Source organism: Pseudomonas sp. P129 (assembly GCF_020312195.1).
Lineage (GTDB): Bacteria > Pseudomonadota > Gammaproteobacteria > Pseudomonadales > Pseudomonadaceae > Aquipseudomonas > Aquipseudomonas fragariae.
In genome coordinates, this window is the sequence record NZ_JAGPYS010000001.1 from 194,759 (window position 1) to 215,873 (window position 21,115).

21 protein-coding genes are annotated in these 21,115 nt (G+C 60.7%); 10 read left to right on the forward strand and 11 right to left on the reverse strand.

The window, feature by feature from the left end; translation table 11 throughout:
• Positions 1–10: 10 nt before the first annotated feature.
• From rodA to lipA, 7 genes are all read left to right on the forward strand, one after another.
• Positions 11–1,114 carry a rod shape-determining protein RodA gene (gene rodA / locus KBY02_RS00985; RefSeq protein ID WP_003399772.1) on the forward strand — a complete coding sequence of 368 codons (1,104 nt, stop codon included), beginning with the start codon at positions 11–13 and terminating at the stop codon, positions 1,112–1,114.
• A gap of 17 nt (positions 1,115–1,131) precedes the next feature.
• Positions 1,132–2,139: a lytic murein transglycosylase B gene (gene mltB / locus KBY02_RS00990; RefSeq protein WP_003399773.1), complete on the forward strand. Its 1,008-nt coding sequence runs from the start codon at positions 1,132–1,134 to the stop codon at positions 2,137–2,139.
• A complete protein-coding gene (locus KBY02_RS00995; RefSeq protein WP_011268986.1) occupies positions 2,139–3,167 on the forward strand; it encodes a septal ring lytic transglycosylase RlpA family protein in 1,029 nt (342 codons plus the stop codon). The genes mltB and KBY02_RS00995 overlap by 1 nt, the downstream gene beginning before the upstream one ends.
• A 241-nt stretch (positions 3,168–3,408) precedes the next feature.
• Complete coding sequence (locus KBY02_RS01000) at positions 3,409–4,569, forward strand: D-alanyl-D-alanine carboxypeptidase family protein (protein WP_003399777.1); 1,161 nt, start codon at positions 3,409–3,411, stop codon at positions 4,567–4,569.
• Positions 4,570–4,659: 90 nt separating this feature from the next.
• The gene (locus KBY02_RS01005; RefSeq protein WP_003340907.1) at positions 4,660–4,935 is read left to right on the forward strand and encodes a DUF493 domain-containing protein; all 276 of its coding nucleotides are present in this window, start codon (positions 4,660–4,662) and stop codon (positions 4,933–4,935) included.
• Positions 4,935–5,591 carry a lipoyl(octanoyl) transferase LipB gene (gene lipB, locus KBY02_RS01010; protein WP_024639415.1) on the forward strand — a complete coding sequence of 219 codons (657 nt, stop codon included), beginning with the start codon at positions 4,935–4,937 and terminating at the stop codon, positions 5,589–5,591. The genes KBY02_RS01005 and lipB overlap by 1 nt, the downstream gene beginning before the upstream one ends.
• A complete protein-coding gene (gene lipA, locus KBY02_RS01015; RefSeq protein WP_002555327.1) occupies positions 5,584–6,591 on the forward strand; it encodes a lipoyl synthase in 1,008 nt (335 codons plus the stop codon). Before lipB ends, lipA begins: the two co-directional genes overlap by 8 nt.
• 142 nt (positions 6,592–6,733) lie before the next feature.
• On the opposite strand, the gene KBY02_RS01020 is transcribed toward lipA, so the two are convergent.
• The 5 genes from KBY02_RS01020 to leuS all read right to left on the reverse strand — a co-directional run bounded on the left by KBY02_RS01020 (position 6,734) and on the right by leuS (position 12,980).
• Positions 6,734–8,071, reverse strand: coding sequence for a lytic murein transglycosylase (locus KBY02_RS01020; protein ID WP_003399783.1), 1,338 nt, complete (start codon positions 8,069–8,071; stop codon positions 6,734–6,736).
• 83 nt (positions 8,072–8,154) lie between these two features.
• Positions 8,155–8,310, reverse strand: a complete 156-nt coding sequence (arfA, locus tag KBY02_RS01025) for an alternative ribosome rescue factor ArfA (RefSeq protein ID WP_002555325.1) — start codon at positions 8,308–8,310, stop codon at positions 8,155–8,157.
• Between the two features lie 290 nt (positions 8,311–8,600).
• Positions 8,601–9,638, reverse strand: a complete 1,038-nt coding sequence (gene holA, locus KBY02_RS01030) for a DNA polymerase III subunit delta (RefSeq protein ID WP_011268982.1) — start codon at positions 9,636–9,638, stop codon at positions 8,601–8,603.
• A gap of 40 nt (positions 9,639–9,678) precedes the next feature.
• Complete coding sequence (gene lptE / locus KBY02_RS01035; RefSeq protein ID WP_225649710.1) at positions 9,679–10,284, reverse strand: LPS assembly lipoprotein LptE; 606 nt, start codon at positions 10,282–10,284, stop codon at positions 9,679–9,681.
• A gap of 89 nt (positions 10,285–10,373) precedes the next feature.
• Positions 10,374–12,980 (reverse strand): leucine--tRNA ligase, encoded by a 2,607-nt coding sequence (gene leuS, locus KBY02_RS01040; protein WP_225649711.1) that lies wholly within the window; start codon positions 12,978–12,980, stop codon positions 10,374–10,376.
• Between the two features lie 314 nt (positions 12,981–13,294).
• Between leuS and KBY02_RS01045 the strand changes: the two genes are divergently transcribed.
• Together KBY02_RS01045 and KBY02_RS01050 are read left to right on the forward strand one after the other, a co-directional pair.
• Positions 13,295–13,636, forward strand: a complete 342-nt coding sequence (locus KBY02_RS01045; RefSeq protein WP_011268979.1) for a hypothetical protein — start codon at positions 13,295–13,297, stop codon at positions 13,634–13,636.
• A 120-nt stretch (positions 13,637–13,756) separates the two neighbouring features.
• The gene (locus KBY02_RS01050) at positions 13,757–14,524 is read left to right on the forward strand and encodes a YdcF family protein (RefSeq protein ID WP_024643051.1); all 768 of its coding nucleotides are present in this window, start codon (positions 13,757–13,759) and stop codon (positions 14,522–14,524) included.
• Between the two features lie 69 nt (positions 14,525–14,593).
• Here KBY02_RS01050 and lnt read toward each other — a convergent pair whose 3' ends face one another.
• From lnt to miaB, 5 genes are all read right to left on the reverse strand, one after another.
• Complete coding sequence (gene lnt / locus KBY02_RS01055; RefSeq protein WP_003421059.1) at positions 14,594–16,114, reverse strand: apolipoprotein N-acyltransferase; 1,521 nt, start codon at positions 16,112–16,114, stop codon at positions 14,594–14,596.
• A gap of 28 nt (positions 16,115–16,142) precedes the next feature.
• Positions 16,143–16,985, reverse strand: coding sequence for an HlyC/CorC family transporter (locus tag KBY02_RS01060; protein WP_003368790.1), 843 nt, complete (start codon positions 16,983–16,985; stop codon positions 16,143–16,145).
• 5 nt (positions 16,986–16,990) lie between these two features.
• Positions 16,991–17,491, reverse strand: a complete 501-nt coding sequence (ybeY, locus tag KBY02_RS01065) for an rRNA maturation RNase YbeY (protein WP_003399800.1) — start codon at positions 17,489–17,491, stop codon at positions 16,991–16,993.
• Positions 17,484–18,506, reverse strand: coding sequence for a PhoH family protein (locus KBY02_RS01070; protein ID WP_003399802.1), 1,023 nt, complete (start codon positions 18,504–18,506; stop codon positions 17,484–17,486). The genes ybeY and KBY02_RS01070 overlap by 8 nt, the downstream gene beginning before the upstream one ends.
• A gap of 176 nt (positions 18,507–18,682) precedes the next feature.
• Complete coding sequence (gene miaB / locus KBY02_RS01075) at positions 18,683–20,011, reverse strand: tRNA (N6-isopentenyl adenosine(37)-C2)-methylthiotransferase MiaB (RefSeq protein ID WP_003368786.1); 1,329 nt, start codon at positions 20,009–20,011, stop codon at positions 18,683–18,685.
• 139 nt (positions 20,012–20,150) lie between these two features.
• Here miaB and KBY02_RS01080 point away from each other — a divergent pair, with 139 nt between their 5' ends.
• Positions 20,151–20,477 carry a DUF1820 family protein gene (locus tag KBY02_RS01080; protein ID WP_003313868.1) on the forward strand — a complete coding sequence of 109 codons (327 nt, stop codon included), beginning with the start codon at positions 20,151–20,153 and terminating at the stop codon, positions 20,475–20,477.
• A 42-nt stretch (positions 20,478–20,519) separates the two neighbouring features.
• Here KBY02_RS01080 and KBY02_RS01085 read toward each other — a convergent pair whose 3' ends face one another.
• Positions 20,520–21,068 (reverse strand): tetratricopeptide repeat protein, encoded by a 549-nt coding sequence (locus KBY02_RS01085; RefSeq protein WP_024639406.1) that lies wholly within the window; start codon positions 21,066–21,068, stop codon positions 20,520–20,522.
• Positions 21,069–21,115: the final 47 nt, after the last annotated feature.

Below are 21,115 nucleotides of genomic sequence, written 5' to 3' on the forward strand. Positions count from 1 at the left end.
TGAAGACGTGATGCGTCGCCGCGCCACGTTTCTGCAGCGCATTCATATCGATGGCCCATTGCTGATCCTGCTGCTGACGCTGGCGGCGGGCAGCCTGTTCGTGCTGTATTCGGCCAGCGGCAAGAACTGGGACCTGCTGATCAAACAGGCCAGTTCGTTCGGCATCGGTCTGGTGGCAATGGTGGTGATCGCCCAGCTGGAGCCGCGCTTCATGGCGCGCTGGGTGCCGGTGCTGTATGTCATCGGCGTGCTGCTGCTGGTGGTGGTGGATGTCATGGGCCACAACGCCATGGGCGCAACGCGCTGGATCAACATTCCCGGGGTGATCCGCTTCCAGCCTTCGGAGTTTCTCAAGATCATTATGCCGGCGACCATCGCCTGGTACCTGTCCAAGCGCACGCTGCCGCCGCATTTGAAGCACGTGGCGGTCAGTCTCGCCCTGATTGGTGTGCCGTTCATTCTGATCGTGCGCCAGCCCGACCTGGGAACGTCACTGCTGATTCTGGCGTCGGGTGCCTTCGTGCTGTTCATGGCCGGTTTGCGCTGGCGCTGGATTATCAGTGTACTGGCGGCGGCCATACCGGCCGCGGTGGCCATGTGGTTCTTCTTCATGCACGACTACCAGAAGCAGCGCGTACTGACCTTTCTGGACCCCGAAAGCGATCCGCTGGGGACCGGCTGGAACATCATTCAGTCAAAGGCTGCGATCGGTTCGGGCGGCGTGTTCGGCAAAGGCTGGTTGCTCGGTACCCAGTCGCACCTCGACTTTCTGCCGGAAAGCCATACCGACTTCATCATTGCAGTATTGGGTGAAGAGTTCGGCCTGGTAGGCATCTGTGCGCTGCTGATCATCTATATGCTGCTGATCGGCCGCGGGCTTGTGATCACTGCGCAGGCGCAGACATTATTCGGCAAACTGCTGGCCGGCGCGTTGACCATGACGTTTTTTGTTTACGTTTTCGTCAACATCGGTATGGTCAGTGGCCTGCTGCCAGTGGTGGGGGTGCCGTTGCCCTTCATTAGCTACGGCGGAACTTCGCTCGTGACCCTACTGTCAGCGTTTGGGGTTTTGATGTCGATCCATACACATCGTAAATGGATCGCTCAAGTTTGATTAAGGTGAACTATTCAATGCAAGCAATGCGTAACTGGGCTCGATATGCTCCGGTGGTCGGTCTGGTGGGCATCCTTGGCTCGGTGCAAGAGGCGCTGGCGGGCGACTATGATGGGTCGCCCCAGGTGGCGGAATTCGTCGGTGAGCTGACCCGCGATCATGGCTTTGCCGGTGAGCAGTTGATGAGCCTGTTCCGCGAGGTCGAGCGCAAGCAGGCCATTCTCGATGCCATTTCCCGCCCGGCCGAACGGGTCAAGCAGTGGAAAGAGTATCGGCCGATGTTCATCACCGATACGCGCATCGCTCGCGGTGTCGACTTCTGGCGTCAGCATGAGGCCGCCTTGGCGCGTGCCGAGCAGGAATATGGCGTGCCGGCGCAGATCATCGTGTCGATCATTGGTGTAGAAACCTTCTTCGGCCGCAATACCGGTAATTACCGGGTGATCGACGCCCTGTCGACGCTTGGCTTCGATTACCCGCCGCGCGCCCAGTTTTTCCGCAAGGAACTGCGCGAGTTTCTGCTGCTGGCGCGCGAGCAACAGGTCGATCCCCTGACCCTCAAGGGGTCGTACGCCGGGGCAATGGGGCTGCCGCAGTTCATGCCGAGCAGCTTCCGCGCCTACGCGGTGGATTTCGACGGTGACGGTCACATCAATATCTGGACCGACCCGGACGATGCCATCGGCAGTGTCGCCAGCTATTTCAAACGCCATGGCTGGGTGGCCGGTCAGCCGGTGGTCAGTCGCGCCACGGCCCGCGGCGACCGGGTTGACGAGGGGTTGAGTCCTGCGCTTGATCCGGTAATGTCGGTCGGGGAGTTGCGACAGCTGGGCTGGGCGAGTCATGATGCGCTGCGCGACGATATGCCGGTGACGGCATTTCGTCTGGAAGGCGACAATGGTCCTGAATACTGGCTGGGTTTGAACAATTTTTATGCAATCACCCGTTATAACCGCAGTGTGATGTACGCCATGGCCGTATATCAGCTGTCTGAATCGTTGGTTCAAGCTCGAGGCGTCAAGTAATGCGGGCATCGCCGATTCTTCAATCATTCAAGCTTCTGGCGCTGACCGGCCTGGCAGTGCTGGTCGCCAGTTGCTCGTCGCCGTCACGCACAACGTCGTCGCAGCCGCCAAAAGGCGGTGCAGTCGTGCGCTCGATGCCGGGCCTGGACATCAACCGAGCCCACAAGGACGGCGCGCCGTGGTGGGATGTGGATGTCTCGCGTATCCCTGACGCAACGCCGACCCTGCACACCGGGGCCTACAAGGCCAACCCGTACACCGTGCTGGGCAAGACCTACTTCCCGATGAGCGATGCCAAGCGTTACGTCGCTTCGGGCACCGCCTCCTGGTATGGCACCAAGTTTCATGGCCAGAACACTGCCAACGGCGAAGTGTATGACCTGTACGGCATGAGCGCCGCGCACAAGACCCTGCCGCTGCCCAGCTACGTCAAAGTGACCAATCTGGACAACAATCGCACGGTGATCCTGCGCGTCAACGATCGCGGGCCGTTCTATTCCGACCGCATCATCGACCTGTCCTACGCGGCCGCCAAAAAGCTCGGCTATGCCGAAAGCGGCACGGCTCGGGTCAAGGTCGAGGGTATCGACCCGCAGGAATGGTGGGCGCAACGGGGTCGTCCGGCGCCGCTGTTGCTCAATCAGCCGCAGGTCGTTGCCCAGGCGACGCCGCCTGCGCTGTCCACTTCGACCGGCACCGTCGAGCAGTACACACCGCCGCCTCAGCAGCACGCTGCACCCGTCGTGCCGATGCAGGTTGACGCAAAAAAAAACGCTTCAGGACAAGCCGCTGGGCTGTTTCTCCAGGTGGGAGCCTTCGCCAACCCGGACGCTGCGGAACTCCTGAGGTCGAAATTGAGCGGGATGGTTCGAGCGCCGGTGTTCGTCAGCTCGATAGCGCGCAATCAGCAAACACTCTATCGAGTGCGGATGGGACCGATCGACACGCAGGGTGAAGCCCAGCAGCTGCAAAACAGCGTCAGGTCGGCCAATCTGGGTCAGCCGAGCGTAGTGACATCGGATCAGTAAGTTCTTCGACAATCGTTCCCCGGCAATAATGGGGGACGATATGCAGTCGCACGCGGCGCAGATTTGCTTTCAGGGCAAGCGTTGCAGGTAACTGCCCACAAGGTCGTGTGTCGAACAGGCGACTTTGTCAGCCAGGGTTACAGCCTGGCGCCACGAGCCGTACCGAGGCGTTTTCGCTTCGCCGGTCTGTTCAGTTTTGCCCGCAAGGGCATGTTTGCCCATTAGGATTCTCGAGAGACGGATGAACATCACCACCTTTGCAAAACGTTTGTGCCTGCTTGTTCCACTGATTATCACCCCGACTGTGTGGGCGGCAGAGCAGATGACGCCTGCTGCACCGCAACTGGCGGCCAAGGCCTACGTGCTGATGGATGCCACCAGTGGCAACGTCCTGGTCGAGAACAATGGTGATCAGCGTCTGGCTCCTGCCAGCCTGACCAAGCTGATGACCGCCTACATCGCGACCCTGGAAATCCGTCGCGGCCAGATCGGCGAAAACGATCCGGTGACGATCAGTGAAAACGCCTGGCGCACGGGCGGTTCGCGGATGTTCATCAAGGTCGGCAGCCAGGTCACGGTCAGCGACCTGCTGCACGGCATCATCATCCAGTCGGGTAACGACGCCAGTGTCGCGATTTCCGAGCACATCGCCGGCAGCGAAGACGCCTTCGCCGACATGATGAACAAGACTGCCGGCGACCTGGGCATGACCAACAGTCACTTCATGAACCCGACCGGTCTGCCGAACCCTGAGCACTACTCGTCGGCTCACGACATGGCGATCCTGGCGCGCGCGATCATTCACGAAGACCCGGCCCACTATGCGATCTACTCGCAGAAGGAGTTCTTCTGGAACGGCATCAAACAGCCTAACCGTAACCTGCTGCTGTGGCGCGACAAGACCGTTGACGGTCTGAAAACCGGTCACACCGATGAAGCCGGCTACTGCATGGTGTCCTCGGCAGTACGTGACGGCATGCGTCTGATCGCCGTGGTGTTCGGCACCAACAGCGAACAGGCCCGTGCGGCGGAAACCCAGAAGCTGCTGACCTATGGCTTCCGTTTCTTCGAAACCCAGAACTTCTATCAGAAGGGCACCGAGCTGGCCCAGGCCACGGTCTGGAAAGGTACCGAGCGTCAGGTCAAGGCCGGTCTGGCTGAAGATCTGAGCATGACCATGCCAAAAGGCGACATGAAGAAGCTGTCTGCCAGCATGACCATGAACCCGCAACTGGTTGCGCCAATCGCCAAGGGCGACGTGATCGGCAAGGTCGAGGTCAAGAAAGACGATCAGGTGGTTCACACCGCCAATCTGATTGCGCTCGATGGGGTTGAGGAAGGTGGTATTTTCCGCCGCGTGTGGGATAGCATCCGCCTGTTCTTCTACGGCTTGTTCAACTGATCCAGTAACCAATGCCGACCTTCTCGCGGCCTGCTCATGATCTGAGCGGGCCGCGTGTCCGTCGTCACGGCTTGTGAGACCTTTACTGCCATGACTGATACCGACATCAAGTCGCACAAAATAGAATTTCCCTGCAATGACTACCCGATCAAGGTGATCGGTGACACCAGTGTGGGCTTTACGGCGGCCGTGATGGAAGTGCTTGAAAAGCATGCCACGGTCGACCTCAAGACGCTCGCCGAGCGTCAGAGCAGCAACGGCAAATACACCACTGTGCAACTGCACATTGTCGCTACCGGCGAAGACCAGTTGCGCGATATCAATAGTGCCTTGCGCGCTACGGGTTTCGTGCACATGGTGCTCTGATGGCGGGTACGCTGGGTTTTCGTGATCTGGGCCTGATCGATTACGAAACCGCCTGGCACGCCATGAAGCGCTTTACCGACGAGCGTGGCCGCGAGGCTGCCGATGAGGTCTGGCTGGTTCAGCATCCGCCGGTTTTCACTCAGGGACAGTCCGGCAAGGCCGAGCATTTGCTGCTGCCGGGTAATATTCCTGTCGTACAGGTCGATCGTGGCGGCCAAGTGACTTATCATGGTCCGGGCCAACTGGTGGCTTATCTGATGCTGGACGTCAGGCGCCTTGGTTTCGGCGTTCGCGATCTGGTCACCCGGATCGAGAACACCCTCATCGCCTTGCTCGCCGACTACGGCGTCAAGGCAGCAGCCAAGGCTGATGCCCCTGGCGTATACGTCGACGGCGCGAAGATAGCGTCGCTCGGTCTGCGCATTCGCAACGGCTGCTCGTTTCATGGTCTGGCGTTGAACGTCGACATGGACCTTGAGCCGTTCCGCCGCATCAACCCGTGCGGATACGCCGGGCTGGCCATGACCCAACTGAGCGATCAGGCAGGGCAGATAGAATTTTCCGAGGTAAGTGCCCGACTGCGTGCGCAGCTCGTCAAACACCTCGACTACGCTGAGCAGGCGACCCTTACGGGCGGAATAAACCATTATGACTGACACCGTGCAAACCCTGATCCCGACGCTGGATGTTTCCGAGCGAGTGGCCCGTCCGAAAGTCGAAGCGGGCGTCAAGCTGCGCGGAGCGGAAAAGGTTGCGCGCATCCCGGTCAAGATCATCCCGACGGTAGACCTGCCGAAGAAGCCTGACTGGATTCGCGTGCGCATCCCGGTTTCTCCGGAAGTCGACCGTATCAAGCAATTGCTGCGCAAGCACAAGCTGCACAGCGTCTGTGAAGAGGCGTCCTGCCCCAACCTGGGCGAATGCTTCTCCGGTGGCACTGCAACGTTCATGATCATGGGCGACATCTGCACCCGTCGCTGCCCGTTCTGTGACGTGGGCCATGGTCGTCCGAAGCCGCTCGACGTCAACGAACCGAAGAGCCTCGCCATCGCGATTGCCGACCTGCGCCTGAAGTACGTGGTGATCACCTCGGTGGACCGCGACGACCTGCGTGATGGCGGTGCTCAGCACTTCGCCGACTGCATTCGCGAAATCCGCCTGCTGTCGCCGGGCGTGCAGCTCGAAACGCTGGTACCGGATTACCGTGGCCGGATGGACGTGGCGCTGGAAATCACCGCCGCCGAGCCGCCGGATGTGTTCAACCACAACCTGGAAACCGTACCGCGTCTGTACAAGGCTGCGCGTCCGGGGTCGGACTACCAGTGGTCGCTGACCCTGCTGCAGCGCTTCAAGCAGATGGTCCCGCACGTACCGACCAAATCCGGTTTGATGCTGGGGCTGGGCGAGACCGACGAAGAAGTCATCGAAGTCATGCAGCGCATGCGCGAACACGACATCGACATGCTGACCCTGGGTCAATACCTGCAGCCTTCACGCAATCACTTGCCCGTGCAGCGCTTTGTCCACCCGGACACCTTTGCCTGGTTCGCCGAAGAAGGCTACAAGATGGGCTTCAAGAACGTCGCTTCAGGGCCGCTGGTACGCTCTTCGTACCACGCCGACGAGCAAGCCAAGATCGCCAAGGCGATGCTCTGACAGCACGCCGCAAAAACAGGAAGGGCCAGGTAGCGATACCTGGCCCTTCTTTTTGTGGCTGATGATCGTGCCGATTATCTGCGGACTATCGTGCCAACGCTCCGCGTTGGCATGCCGTTCTGGACGCTCTGCGTCCTCCCGATTACTGCCCGACAGGCTTGCGCAGGTTCTCCAGCAATTCATGCGTCGGGTAACCATCGGCTGGCCAGCCGAGCGATTGCTGCGCACTGCGGATGGCCTTGCGTGTATTGGCGCCGATAATGCCGTCTGGCGCGCCTGCGTCGTACTGGCGTGCCGAGAGCAGGGTTTGCAGCTCAATGCGCTCTGAGCGGCTCAGCGGCAGGTCTCCGCGTGGCCAGCTGCCCATGACATAGCCCGCGCCCTTGAAGCGATCGGAGAGCAGGCTGATCGCCAGTGCGTAGGAGGTCGAGTTGTTGTACTTGAGGATGGCGCGGAAGTTGTCCAGCACCAGAAAGGCCGGCCCGCGATAACCGGCTGGCAACAGCAAGGCGGCTTGCTGCTGGCTGGCGGCGACCGGAATGGCTGAGCCGTCGGGCTGTTTCAGACCCAGTTGCTGCCATTCAACGAGACTCTTGCGGGTTGTCGAATCGGCCAGCGAGTAATCGAACCCCGAGCCGAGCACCACTTCAAAGCCCCAGGGCTGACCACGCTGCCAGCCGGAGCTTTGCAGGTAGTGTGCTGTGGATGCCAGGGCATCGGCCGGGGTGTTCCAGATATCGCGTCGGCCATCGCCGTCAAAATCCACGGCATGGGTGTTATAGGTGGTCGGGATGAACTGCGTCTGGCCCATCGCACCGGCCCACGAACCGAGCATTTTGTCCGGGGTGATGTCGCCATGCTGGATGATTTCCAGCGCGGCGAGCAACTGGCTCTGTGCAAAGCCGGGACGGCGACCTTCATAGGCCAGTGTGGCGAGTGAGCGAATGACGGATTGCGTACCCTGTAACGACCCGAAATTACTTTCCATGCCCCATACCGCGACCAGCGTCTGACGATCGACGCCATACTGCTGCTCGATCTTCTGCAGGTCGTCGGCATACTGCGACAGCAGCGCCTGACCCTTGCGTACGCGTGCGGCAGAGATGGCACCGTCAAGGTATTCCCAGACCGGGCGGCTGAATTCAGGCTGACTGCGGTCGGCCTTGACCACGCTCATGTCGGGGGTGACGCCGGCAAATGCCAGATCGAATACGTCCGCGCGAATGCCTGCCTTCAACGCCTGGGCACGGAAGCCGGCCTGCCATTCGCTGAAGCTGACGGCGGGCTGAATCGTGAGGTTGTCATCAACGACCAGTGCTGGCGTAGGCGCTACGGCAGGAGCGTTTGTCTGCACCTTGCTGGATTGAAGAGGTGTGGCATCGGCTGCAGTGGGTTTTTCTGCGCAGGCTACCAGGGCAACAAGACTGGAGGCAGCGATGAGTTGGCGCAGCTGCGGGCGATGGGTAAAACGAGAAGGCATGCTTGAGTCCAAGGGTATTACCGTTAGGTGCAGACCATAACACGGCTAAGCGGTTGAAAGCGCCCCGGAAATGTTGCTCGATATCAGGCTGCCATAAAGCAGGAAGCCTCCCAGCTTTTAGACTGGAAGGCTTCGCGGCGGTAGCTGCCTTTGCCTTTGGCCGGTTGTTCCTGACGACTGCGGAACAAGGGCTGGGCGATGATGGATTTGGCCTTGTTCGGCCGCTTTGGCTTGCTCATGGCAGGTGCTCCTGATGGGTATTGTAAAACGCTGCGAATCATCGGGCAGAGCGGCGCGTGTGTCCAATAGTCGTATGCTATGGCGCTGAGCGCGTAATTGGCCGAGTGAATGAAGACCTGTAGGAGCGAGCTTGCTCGCGAAGGGGCCGGTGCAGGCCCGTCGCTTTGATTATCGTGCCGATGCTCTGCGTCGGCATGCAGTTCGTGACGCTCCGCGTCACAGGAGGACGCAGAGCGTCCTGAAGGGCATTACCACGCAGAGCGTGGGAACGAGAGTCGACAACACCTGCCTACTCCGCAGGCAATGCCAATCGTTGCCCCGCCATCAGCAGTGCCAGCCGGCTCAGGCTGCTCCAGGGCGAGCCTGCTGCCTGGCCTTTGATCTGCGCATCGACGCGTTGCGCATCCATGAGCAGCTGGCTCCAGCGTTTGGCCGAGTGACGTTGCAGGGCTTTGCTCATCAGTGGCTTGCGCTTGTCCCAGATCGGCGGGCGTGCCGAGCTGAACACCTTGTCCAGCGGTACGCCCTGGCTGAACTGTTGCGACATGTTGGCCAGGGCGCGCAGTTCGCGGGTCAATGCCCAGAGAATCACTGGCGTTTCGACCCCTTCGCCACGCAGTCCTTCGAGCATGCGCAACGCGTGGGCAGCTTCGCCATTGAGCACTGCATCGGTCAGGCCAAATACGTCGAAGCGCGCACTGTCGGCTACGGCCGCCTGCACGGTCTCGACGGTGATCTGGCCTTCTTCGGCCATCAATTTGAGCTTTTCGATTTCCTGCGCGGCGGCCAACAGGTTGCCTTCGACTCGGGCCGCGATCAGTTCGACAGCGTCCTGAGTCGCTGCCAGACCTGCCTGCGACAGGCGCTGGCGAATCCATTGCGGCAGCTGGCCGATGTCTACCGGCCAGATTTGCACGAACTGGGTTTGCGCACCCTCGACCAGGGCCTTGCCCCATTTGGTTTTCTGCGCACTGCCATCAAGCTTGGGCAGGCTGATCAGCAGCAGGGTGTCTTCGGCAGGTCTGGCGCAGTATTCCATGAGTGCCGCAGCACCCTTGTCGCCGGGCTTGCCGGAGGGCAGACGTAACTCCAGGAGACGGCGTTCGGCAAACAGCGACATGCTGGCACCCGCCTGGAGCAGTGTGCCCCAGTCGAAGCTGGCGTCGGCGCTGAATACCTGCCGCTCATCGAAGCCTTGCTGGCGTGCGGCTGCGCGAATGGCGTCAGCTGCTTCCTGGCAGAGCAGCGGATCGTCACCGCTGATCACGTAGACGGGCGCAAGTGTGCCTTGCAAGTGCTTGCCGAGTTGGGCGGGGGCGAGTTTCATGAGTCAGAGAATATCGGGGCCGGAGAATGGCCCCGAACACTTATCTGGCTGGAACTTCGACAGGCGACTGCTGAGGCGTCTCGTCGCGGATTCGCTGGGCAGCCTCCAGTGCGTCGGCTTCGGCCTTGGCAACCGCATCGGCCTTGGCCTGCAGCTCGCCCAGACGCGAAGGGGTCAGTTGCTGCAAGCGAGCCATCATTTTCTGGATCAGGTCGTTGCGCATTTCCTGACGAACCTGGGCGGCTTCCTGGTCGGAACCGGTCAGATTGTTGCCGTCGTGCACGTAGGAACGGTCTGCAGTGACTTTATCGCCAAGCAGGAAGCGATCCTTGTCGCCATGCACTTCATAGGTCAGGGTGGTGGTCAGCTGGTATTCAGCCGAGCGACCCGAGCCCGAGTAGCTGATGGCGCGCTGAGTCTCGGCTTCGTTGGTCAGCATCAGCTTGTAAGGCGCGCCGGTATAGACCTTGACGCCGGAGCTGGTCAGCAGGCGAGTGAGTTGCGTCACGGTTTCGCCATAGGCGTTGCGGGCGCTGACATCCAGCTCCTTGATCGCCAGCTCGGTGGTACCGGTGCCACGCAGCTGGAAGCCACAGGCACTCAACAGAACAGCCAGGCCCATCACCAGCAAATTGCGTTTGATCATCTTGATGCTCCCCTTGAATCCGTTTGGGCCGCCAGTGCGTGCCCTGGAAATATGTTCGGCGCCCTGCATTTGCCGGGCGCCCGATCCAATCAGCTTGCGACGATGTTGACCAGCTTGCCAGGCACGACGATCACCTTGCGAATGGTCAGGCCATCAGTGAAGCGCAATACGTTCTCGTTGACGCGTGCGGCCGCTTCGACCTCTTCGCGGCTGGCGCTGGCGGGCATCTCGATGTGACCACGCAGCTTGCCGTTGACCTGAATCACCAGTTGCAGACTGTCCTGTACCAGCGCGCTTGCATCGAAAGCAGGCCAGCCCGCGTCGATCACCGGCTCATTGTGGCCCAGTTGCTTCCACAGTTCGTGGCTGATGTGCGGTGTGATCGGAGCCAGCAGCAGGGCGACGGTTTCCACGCCTTCCTGCATCAGGGCGCGATCCTGCGGTGTGTCCTGCGGGGCCTTTTCCAGCACGTTCATCAGCGTCATCACTTGCGCGACAGCGGTGTTGAATTTCTGGTTCTGGCCAATATCCTGGCTCGCCTGTCTGATCGCCTGATGAATCGCGCGGCGGATGGCTTTCTGCTCGTCGGACAATGCCGCAACGTCCAGGCCGGTCGATGGCCCTTGAGTTACATGCGCCTGAGCCAGACGCCATACGCGGCGCAGGAAACGATGCGAACCTTCGACGCCCGAGTCGGACCATTCCAGGCTCATGTCGGGCGGGGAGGCGAACATCATGAACAGACGGCAGGTGTCGGCACCGTACTGGTCGATCATGGTCTGTGGGTCGATGCCGTTTTTCTTCGACTTCGACATCTTTTCAGTGCCGCCGATTTCCACCGGCAAGCCGTCGCTGGTCAGTGTGGCGCTGATCACCTTGGCCTTGGCGTCTCTTTCGAGGGTCACGTCGGCCGGGTTGATCCAGGTTTTCTTGCCGCTGGTTTCCATGCGGAAGTAGGTTTCGGCGTTGACCATACCCTGGGTGAGCAGGTTCTTGAACGGTTCGTTCGAGGTTACCAGGCCTTCGTCGCGCATCAGCTTGTGGAAGAAGCGGGCGTAGAGCAGGTGCAGAATCGCGTGTTCGATACCGCCGATGTACTGATCCACCGGCAGCCAGTGGTTGGCAGCGTTCGGCTCGACCAGGCCGCCCTCGTAATGCGGCGACGCATAGCGCGCGTAGTACCACGAGGACTCGACGAAGGTGTCCATGGTGTCGGTTTCACGCTTGGCCGATGCGCCACATTTCGGGCAGCTGCATTCGTAGAACCCGGGCATGCGCGCCAGTGGCGAGCCAGCGCCGTCGGGCACGACATCCTCAGGCAGGACAACCGGCAACTGGTCTTCCGGGACCGGAACGTCGCCGCAGGTGTCGCAATGCACGATAGGGATCGGGCAGCCCCAGTAGCGCTGGCGGCTGATGCCCCAGTCGCGCAGGCGGAACTGGGTACGGGACTGGCCCAGGGATTTCTTGACCAGCGCGGCTTCAATGGCGTCAAACGCGTCCTGGAAGGTCAGGCCGGTGAACTCGCCGGAATTGATCAGCTCGCCATGCTCACCGTAGGCCGGTTGCCATGGGGCCGGCGTTTGGTCGCCGGCGCTGGTGCGGACCACGGGCTTGATCGGCAGACCGTACTGGGTGGCGAACTCGAAATCACGCTCGTCGTGTGCCGGTACGGCCATGACCGCGCCATCGCCGTAGTGCATCAGCACGTAGTTGGCGACCCACACCGGCAGTTTCTCGCCAGTCAGTGGATGCTCGACGAACAACGAGGTCGCCTGGCCTTTCTTTTCCTGTGTGGCAACGTCGGCTTCGGCAACGCTGCCGCCCTTGCATTCATCGATGAACGCTTGCAGTGCAGGGTTGCCTTGAGCGGCCAGGGTTGCCAGCGGGTGTTCAGCCGCCACGGCGACGTAGGTCGCCCCCATCAGGGTGTCAGGGCGGGTGGTGAAGACTTTCAGGGCACCGGCTTCGCCGATCGACGCCTGGTCGTACGGAAACTGCACTTCCATGCCGCGCGAACGGCCGATCCAGTTGCGCTGCATGGTCTTGACCTGTTCAGGCCAGCCCGGCAGTTCGTCGAGGCTTTCCAGCAGCTCATCGGCGTACGCGGTGATCTTGAAGTAGTACATCGGGATTTCGCGCTTTTCGATCAGCGCGCCGGAACGCCAGCCGCGGCCGTCGATGACCTGCTCGTTGGCCAGTACGGTCTGGTCGATCGGGTCCCAGTTCACGGTGCCGTTCTTGCGGTAGATCACGCCTTTTTCGAACAGGCGAGTGAACAGCCATTGTTCCCAGCGGTAGTAATCAGGCTTGCAGGTGGTGACTTCGCGCGACCAGTCAACCGCCAGACCCAGGCTCTTGAGCTGGGTCTTCATGTAGTCGATGTTTTCATAGGTCCACTTGGCCGGCGCGACGTTGTTGTCGATGGCGGCGTTTTCAGCCGGCATGCCGAAAGCGTCCCAGCCCAGTGGCTGCAGAACATTCTTGCCGAGCATGCGCTGGTAGCGGGAGATCACGTCACCAATGGTGTAGTTGCGCACATGACCCATGTGCAGCTTGCCGCTCGGGTAAGGAAACATCGACAGGCAATAGAAGGTGTCCTTGCCTGGCTGTTCACTGACTTCAAAAGACTTTTGCTCATCCCAGAACGTTTGGGCGGCGGCTTCGATTTCACGGGGCTGATAGAGTTCGTGCATGGCTACTTTTTACTAAGGATTAGTGACCCTTGACCTCTTCATTGCTTCGCCGAGTCAGGTCGGCACCGCGTGGCGGACAATTGCAACTGTCTGTGCGGTGCGTTCGGGCTCAAGAGCGCGGAAGTGGAATTACAGGAAGCGCAGTAGCATACATGAGGGCCGTCTATCGAGGGAAACCCTGATTGCGTCCCCGTGTGGGCTCAACGCCCGGCCGACAACCTTATCTGGCCGTTGGTCGTAGTTCCATGCCGGTTCTTGCAGCAGCGCTAAGCTCAAACGCGAGGGTGATGATTTATCTTCGATGAGGTGAGCGGATGACAGAGTTGCAGCATGTTGTAAGTCTATCCAGGCTGTACGGGCGTCTGATCGACCGTCTCGGACTTGCACTCGAGACGGCGAGTACCTCGGTCCGGCTCCGAAACGAGTCGCCTGCCGAGCTTGAGCTCAAGGGGTTGAGCCGCGCCGAGTTCCAGTTGATCGAGGCCTATCTCGAAAAAGGTAGCGGGGACGCAGGCGCAGCTGTCGTGGACACGTCTACGGGCAACGGTGTGGTTGCTGCGGAGCATGGCCGGTCGCCCCGAGCGTCAGCCACGATCGTGTGGCTGAAGGATCGGCGACGAGCCAAGGCGTCAGTACGGCTGGGCCGTAACACTTAGGCAATTGCACGCCTGCCTGCGCGCGCAGGCCAAGGGCCTGGCTATCATCGGCTTCCTGCTCCAGGCATTGTCGCGTGCCTGCAAACATTCTAGGCTGCGGGCACTCATGGAGATGTCCCGATGCCCTTGCGTTACCTGCTCAAAACCCTCCTTTTGCCGCCCGGCATTCTGTTTGTCCTGCTGATCCTCGGCTGGTGGTTGCGTCGCTCCCGGCCACGTCTGGCGACGGCGTTCTTTGCGGTCGGCCTTGGCGGATTGTGGCTGATGAGTCTGCCGGTCGCCGTAGAGTTCGCCGCTCGTAGACTGGAGCAGATCCCGCCCTTGCCGCAACAGCGGTGGGCGATGCTGGCGCAGCAGGCGGATGCCATTGTGGTGCTGGGCAATGGGCGTGAGCGCAACTCTCCGACCTGGGGCACAGACACGCCCACTGGTCTTGGGCTGGAGCGCCTGCGTCTGGCGGCGCGATTGGCGAAAGAATCCGGACTGCCAATACTGACCTCTGGCGGCCTGCATTTTGACCAGCCGCCCAGCGAGGCGGCGATCATGGCGCAGTCGCTGCAGGACGATTTTGCCGTGACGGTGCGCTGGCAGGAGGGGCTGAGCCGCACCACATGGGAAAACGCAACCATGAGCGCCGCGATTCTGCAGCCGCAAGGTATCAAGCGCGTGGTGCTGGTGACTCAGGCCTGGCACATGCCGCGGGCACGCTGGTGCTTCGAGCAGGCGGGTTTCACGGTGGTGGGTGCGCCGGTCGGCTTTCTGGGGGTCGACAACGCTCGGCCTTTTGGTGGCTGGCTGCCTGAAAGTCGCGTGTTCACGCAGAGCGGGATGCTGCTCAATGAAGCCGCAGGCTTGCTGGTGTATCCGTGGATCTATCGGAAGGGGTAACGATCATCTGAAGCAGTGACCATCTGAAGCCGATTCCACCTGCAGGCTGATGAAACCGGCTTCGTGCAGTCAGACGGTCTTGGAAATCCGTGCCGCCATCAATGCCCAGCCAAACAGCAGCAGGCAGACAATTGCCAGCGGCCACGAGCGCCAGTGCAGATACGGCGTGAGTTCATGCATCGGCACTACTTCGCCGTACAGCACGCCGCGTTCGAACTGCGGAATCTGCTCGGTGATTTTGCCGAACGGGTCGATCAGCGCGGTCACGCCGTTGTTGGTGGCGCGGATCATCCAGCGACCCGCTTCAAGGGCGCGCATCTGGGCCATCTGCAAGTGTTGCAGAGGGCCTATCGAGGTGCCGAACCAGGTGTCGTTGCTGACCGTCAGCAGCAGGTCGCTTTGCGCCGACAGGCCAGCGGCAAACTCTGGATAGACCACTTCGTAGCAGATGAACGGCGCGATGTGATAACCCTTGGCCTGCAATAACGCCTGATCGTTCGGGCCGCGCGCGAAGTCCGACATTGGCAGATCGAAGAAGGAAATCAGCCCGCGCAGCAGGTCCTGCAGCGGCACGTATTCACCGAACGGCACCAGCTTCTGCTTGTAGTAGGTGCCGTCACCCTGACCTGTGACCGTGATGCCGTTGTAATAGCGGTACTCACCGCGCCCGGTCGGTTCGCGCACCGGTACGCCGGTGATCAGTGCCGCGCCGCGGTCCGAAGCGAACTTGCCCATCATCGACAGATAGCCTTCTGCGCTTTCCTTGAGCACCGGCACGGCGGTTTCCGGCCAGACGATCAGGTCTGCCTGCTGCGAACGGAAAGTCATGTCGCGGTACAGGGCCAGCTGATCGTTGAGCTTTTGCGGGTCCCACTTCATGCTTTGTTCGACGTTGCCCTGCATCGCCGCGACTTTCAGTGGCGCGCCGGACGGCGATGTCCAGGCGTGCCCCTTGAGGGCCAGGCCTGTCACCCACGGGGCCAGCAACAGCACCACGCCCATGGCCAGAAACGATTTGCGTGCACGCAGGCGGTGCAGGTTGCACAACAGTGCAGCAGTCATCGCCAGCGAGAACGAAATCAGCCATACGCCGCCGACGGGGGCGAGCCCGGCCAGTGGACCGTCGAGCTGACTGTAGCCGGAATAGAGCCACGGGAAACCGGTGAGAAACCAGCCGCGAAACGCTTCCTGCCACAGCCACAGGGCTGCGAAGGCCAGCGCATCAGCCAGCGGTGCCTCATTGCGACGCAGCCAGCGCGCCCAGACCCAGGCGGGCAGGGCAAAGAACAGGGCAATGGCGGCGATGAACAGCAGCATCAGCAGCCCGGCCAGCAGTACAGACGCGCCGCCGTAGGTGTGAATGCTGACGTAGATCCAGCTGGTGCCGGCGCCGTACAGACCGAAGCCGTAGCACCAGCCACGGGCCAGTGCCTGGCGCGGGTTCAGGTCGCGCAGGCCCAGATAGAACATCGCCACTGCCACCAGCACCAGAGGCCAGAGGTCGAAAGGCGCCAAGGCCAGAGTCGTGAGCCCGCCAGCCGCCAGGGCCAGCAGGTTACCGGGCCAGCCGGGGCGGGTTATCCAGCGCATGTAGATTCCTTAAAGCAGCATCAGGTGTTTACGGACGTGAAATGGGCGTCACGCGCAGCAAATGAATGCGACGGCTGTCAGCGCTCAGGATGCGGAAACGATAAGCACCGATTTCAGTGATTTCGTTGCGCTTGGGCAGATGGCCGAAGGCATTCATCACCAGACCGCCCACAGTATCGAACTCGTCGTCCGAGAACGTGCTGTCGAAGAATTCGTTGAAATTCTCGACCGGGGTAAGGGCCTTGACCAGGAAGTCGCCGCTGGGCAGCGGTTTGATGTAGCTGTCTTCCTCGACGTCATGCTCGTCTTCGATATCGCCGACGATCTGTTCCAGCACGTCTTCGATGGTCACCAGACCTGCCACGCCGCCGTATTCGTCAATGACGATGGCCATGTGGTTGTGGTTGGCGCGAAACTCGCGCAGCAGCACGTTGAGACGCTTGGATTCGGGCACGAAGGTGGCCGGACGCAGCAGCTTCTTGACGTCATCGCTGTCGCCGTCGGCCTTGAGGATCAGCGGCAGCAGATCCTTGGCCAGCAGCACACCGAGCACGTCATCGTGGCTCTCGCCGATCACCGGATAGCGCGAGTGCGCAGCATCGATGACCGCCGGCAGGAATTCACGGGGTGTCTGGGTCGCCTTGATGCTGATCATCTGCGAGCGCGGCACCATGATGTCGCGCACTTGCAGGTCAGCCACTTGAATGGCGCCCTCGACGATGGCCAGCGCTTCGCTGTCCAGCAGTTTGTTCTGGTGGGCTTCGCGCAGCAGCTCAAGCAGCTCCTGGCGGTTTTTCGGCTCATGGACAAAGGCCTGGGTCAGTTTACCCAACCATGACTTTTGCCCGTTGCTCGATCGGTCTTCGCTCATAGCCCTTACTCGTGGTCCTTGCTTGGTGTGTCTGAATGGGGAGGGTCGGCACTTTCGTCGTCGGCGTAAGGATCGGGATAGCCCAGCTCCTCAAGCAACGTTCGTTCCAGTGCTTCCATTTCTTCGGCTTCTTCATCATCGATGTGGTCGTAACCCAACAGATGCAGGCAGCCATGAATGACCATGTGCGCCCAGTGCGCGTCGACGGATTTGCCCTGTTCAACGGCTTCACGGTTGACGACCGGAACGCAGATGACCAGATCGCCCAGCAACGGGATGTCCAGCATGTCGTCCGGAACGTCCGCCGGGAATGAAAGCACGTTTGTTGCGTAATTTTTGTGTCGCCAGGTGTTATTGAGCTCACGGCCTTCGGTTTCGTCAACCAGGCGGATGGTCAGCTCGGAGTCGGCACTGCGCTGACGCAAGCCCATTTCACACCAGAGGCGCAATCGGGCTTCGTCAGGGGCGCTTGTCTCGCTTGCAACCTGCAGGTCCAGCTCAAGCATCGCGGTGTTTGTCCCGTGGGTAACTGTTGTTGCCCGACGGACCATCGCTGAGGCGGTCGTCGAAACGCTCGTAGGCTTCGACGATGCGCTGTACCAGCGGGTGGCGAACCACATCCTTGGGTTTGAAATGCGTGAAGCTGATGCCCGGCACGTCCTTGAGCACATCGATGACATGCGTCAGCCCGGAGCGAGTGCCTTTGGGCAGGTCGACCTGGGTGATGTCGCCGGTGATCACGGCCGTGGAGCCGAAGCCGATACGGGTCAGGAACATCTTCATCTGCTCGACGGTGGTGTTCTGACTTTCGTCGAGAATGATGAAGCTGTTATTAAGGGTGCGTCCGCGCATGTAAGCCAGCGGTGCCACTTCAATGACCTGCTTCTCGATCAGCTTGGCGACGTATTCGAAACCGAGCATTTCGTAAAGCGCGTCATACAGCGGGCGCAGGTACGGGTCGATCTTCTGCGCCAGATCGCCGGGCAGGAAGCCCAGCTTCTCGCCAGCCTCGACCGCCGGGCGCACCAGCAGGATGCGTCGGATCTGCTCGCGCTCCAGTGCATCCACCGCGCAGGCCACCGCCAGGTAGGTCTTGCCGGTACCCGCCGGGCCGATGCCGAAGTTGATGTCGTTGCTGAGGACTTCCTTGACGTAACGCTGCTGGTTCAGGCCGCGCGGGCGAATCATGCCCTTTTTGGTGCGCAGCGAGACGCCGACTTCGGCGGCAGGGTGGTTGTCGAGGCCGTCCACCCCCGATTCCTGGAGAAACAGGTGGACCATGTCCGGCGTCAGTTCGGTACCTTTGGTTTCCCGGTACAGACGGCGCAGAAGGTTCTCGGCGGAATGACTTTGTTTGGGGTCGCCAATGAGCTCGAATTGATTGCCGCGATTGCGGATCTCGATGTCCAGGCGTTGCTCGATCAGGCGCAAGTGCTCGTCGAGTTGCCCGCACAAGTTGGCGAAACGATGGGCCTCGAAAGGCTCGAGGGTGAAGCGATGAGGTTCTATGGGTGCGTTCAAGGTCGTTTAATGGCCGTCCGGCGGCAATTGAGATGTATTGAAGAATAACCCTAGCGCTGGTTGTGCGAAAGCTTTGCCTTGTTAAAGGCCGCGCCAGGGATTCACCGTGCTCAATGGTAGGGACCGCGCAGAAACGAATTCATTCGGCGATTCGTTTCTGCGCCGACACTCAGGTTTTACTGTAGCAGCGAGCCGCGCAATGAGTGAGGCTGTGCATCATCGATGTGTACATCGGCAAACTGCCCGATCAATTTGGGGTTGTCGCAGCGAAAATTGACAATCCGGTTGTTCTCGGTGCGGCCCTGCAGTTCGCCCGGGTCTTTCTTCGAGTAGTCGGTTACCAGAATGCGCTGGATGCTGCCGACCATCTGTCGGCTGATCTCGAAACCCTGCTGGTTCAGACGATGTTGCAGCGCGGCCAGTCGCTCTTTTTTCAGGGCTTCCGGCGTGTCGTCCTTGAGGTCCGCGGCGGGCGTGCCCGGACGCGGGCTGTAGACGAACGAGAACGAGAAGTCGAAACCCACGTCCTCGATCAACTTCATGGTGTTGTCGAAATCCTTTTCGGTCTCGCCGGGGAAGCCGACGATGAAGTCGGAACTGATACTGATGCCCGGCACTGCGGCCCTGAGCTTGCGCAAGCGGGACTTGTATTCCAGCGTGGTGTGGTTGCGCTTCATCGCCGCCAGGATGCGGTCGGAACCCGATTGCACAGGCAAATGCAGGTGTTTGACCAGCTCCGGCACTTCCGCGTGGGCCTGGATCAGGCTGTCGGAAAATTCCAGCGGGTGCGAGGTGGTGTAGCGAATGCGGTCGATGCCATCGACGGCGGCGACCACGCGGATCAGGTCCGCCAGGTCTGCAACGCGGCCGTCGTGGGTGGTGCCGCGATAACCGTTGACGTTCTGCCCCAGCAGAGTGACTTCACGCACGCCGTTTTCGGCCAGGTGGATGACTTCACTCAGCACGTCGTCGAACGGACGACTGACTTCCTCGCCACGGGTGTAGGGCACCACGCAGAAGGTGCAGTATTTGCTGCAGCCTTCCATCACCGACACATAAGCACTCGGGCCATCGACGCGTGGCTCGGGCAAATGGTCGAACTTTTCGATTTCCGGGAACGAGACGTCGACCTGCGGCAAGCGGGTCACGCGTGCGGCGTCGATCATTTCCGGCAGGCGGTGCAGGGTCTGCGGGCCGAACACCACGTCCACATAGGGTGCGCGATCGCGAATGGCTGCGCCTTCCTGGCTGGCCACGCAGCCACCGACGGCGATGACCATTTCCGGATTGGCCAGCTTCAGCTCACGCCAGCGGCCGAGCTGGGAATACACTCGGTCCTGGGCGCGCTCACGAATCGAGCAGGTATTGAGCAGGATCACGTCGGCGTCTTCCGCGCGAGCGGTGACTTCCAGGGCCTGATGTTCGCCCAGCAGGTCGACCATGCGCGAGCTGTCGTACTCGTTCATCTGGCAACCGTGGGTTTCGATATAAAGCTTTTTGGCCATGCGTGATGATCAACCGTGTCAGTGAACCGCGCATTATAAGGATGAAGGGCTCGGGTTCCTAGCGTCGGCTGTCCGACGAGGCGGGCGGACATGCTATAGTCCGTGCCCCTTTTTCATCTCTGATCGTTACCCGCCCGTTATGACCAAACGCGAAGCTCCAATCTACAAGGTGATTTTCCTCAACCAGGGACAGGTGTTCGAGATGTACGCCAAGCAGATCTACCAAAGTGATCTGTGGGGCTTTCTGGAAGTTGAAGAATTCGTCTTCGGCGAGCGCACGACCGTGGTGGTGGATCCCAGCGAAGAGAAGCTCAAGGCCCAGTTCGAAGGCGTGGTGCGCAGTTTCGTGCCGATGCACTCGATTGTGCGCATCGATGAAGTCGAACGCATGGGCACGCCGAAGATCAGCGAGGCGCGCGGTACCAGCAATGTAATGCCGTTCCCCATGCCGATGCCGGAAAAGTAAGCGTTGCAGGTTTGCATCGCGACTGCCCTGAAGGATTCCTGATCAGGGCAACGGAGAGAAAGGACTGCGCCCTTCGGCGGTCTGCAGTTCAAGCAGGTATTTGCGGAAAATCTGCCCCAGTACCTGAGTGGCCACTTCGAGCTCGTCACGCGGCATCTTCGCCGACACTTCGTCGGCAGCGTCCAGCGCCTCTTCCGAACCGTTGACCGCGGCCATCTTCAGCACGATGTACGCCTGAATGTTGTTGGCCTGCACACCTTCGCCACGGCTGAACATCAAGCCCAGCTGGTACTGCGCCTGGGCATGGCCCTGCAGTGAAGCCTGCTCGAAATAATTCAGCGCCTGCGGCAAATCGCGAGGTGCATTTTTGCCCTCGTAATAGAACTCACCCAACTCGTACTGTGCCTGCGCGTCCCCACCCTTGGCGGCCTGCTGGCAGGCTTCAAGCGCTGCAGGCAGGTTCTCTGGCAGGGTATTGAGGGTGCAACGACCCATCGCCGGTACTAACAACGAGTTGCCGCCGGCAGTTGCCAGCAGGGGATAGACAAGCAACAGGCAGCCCAATACAAGGGTGCGGCCGGTGCGGTTCATGGGAGTCGACTTACCTCTGAAAAAGGTGCGGGCATGCCCGACCAGCT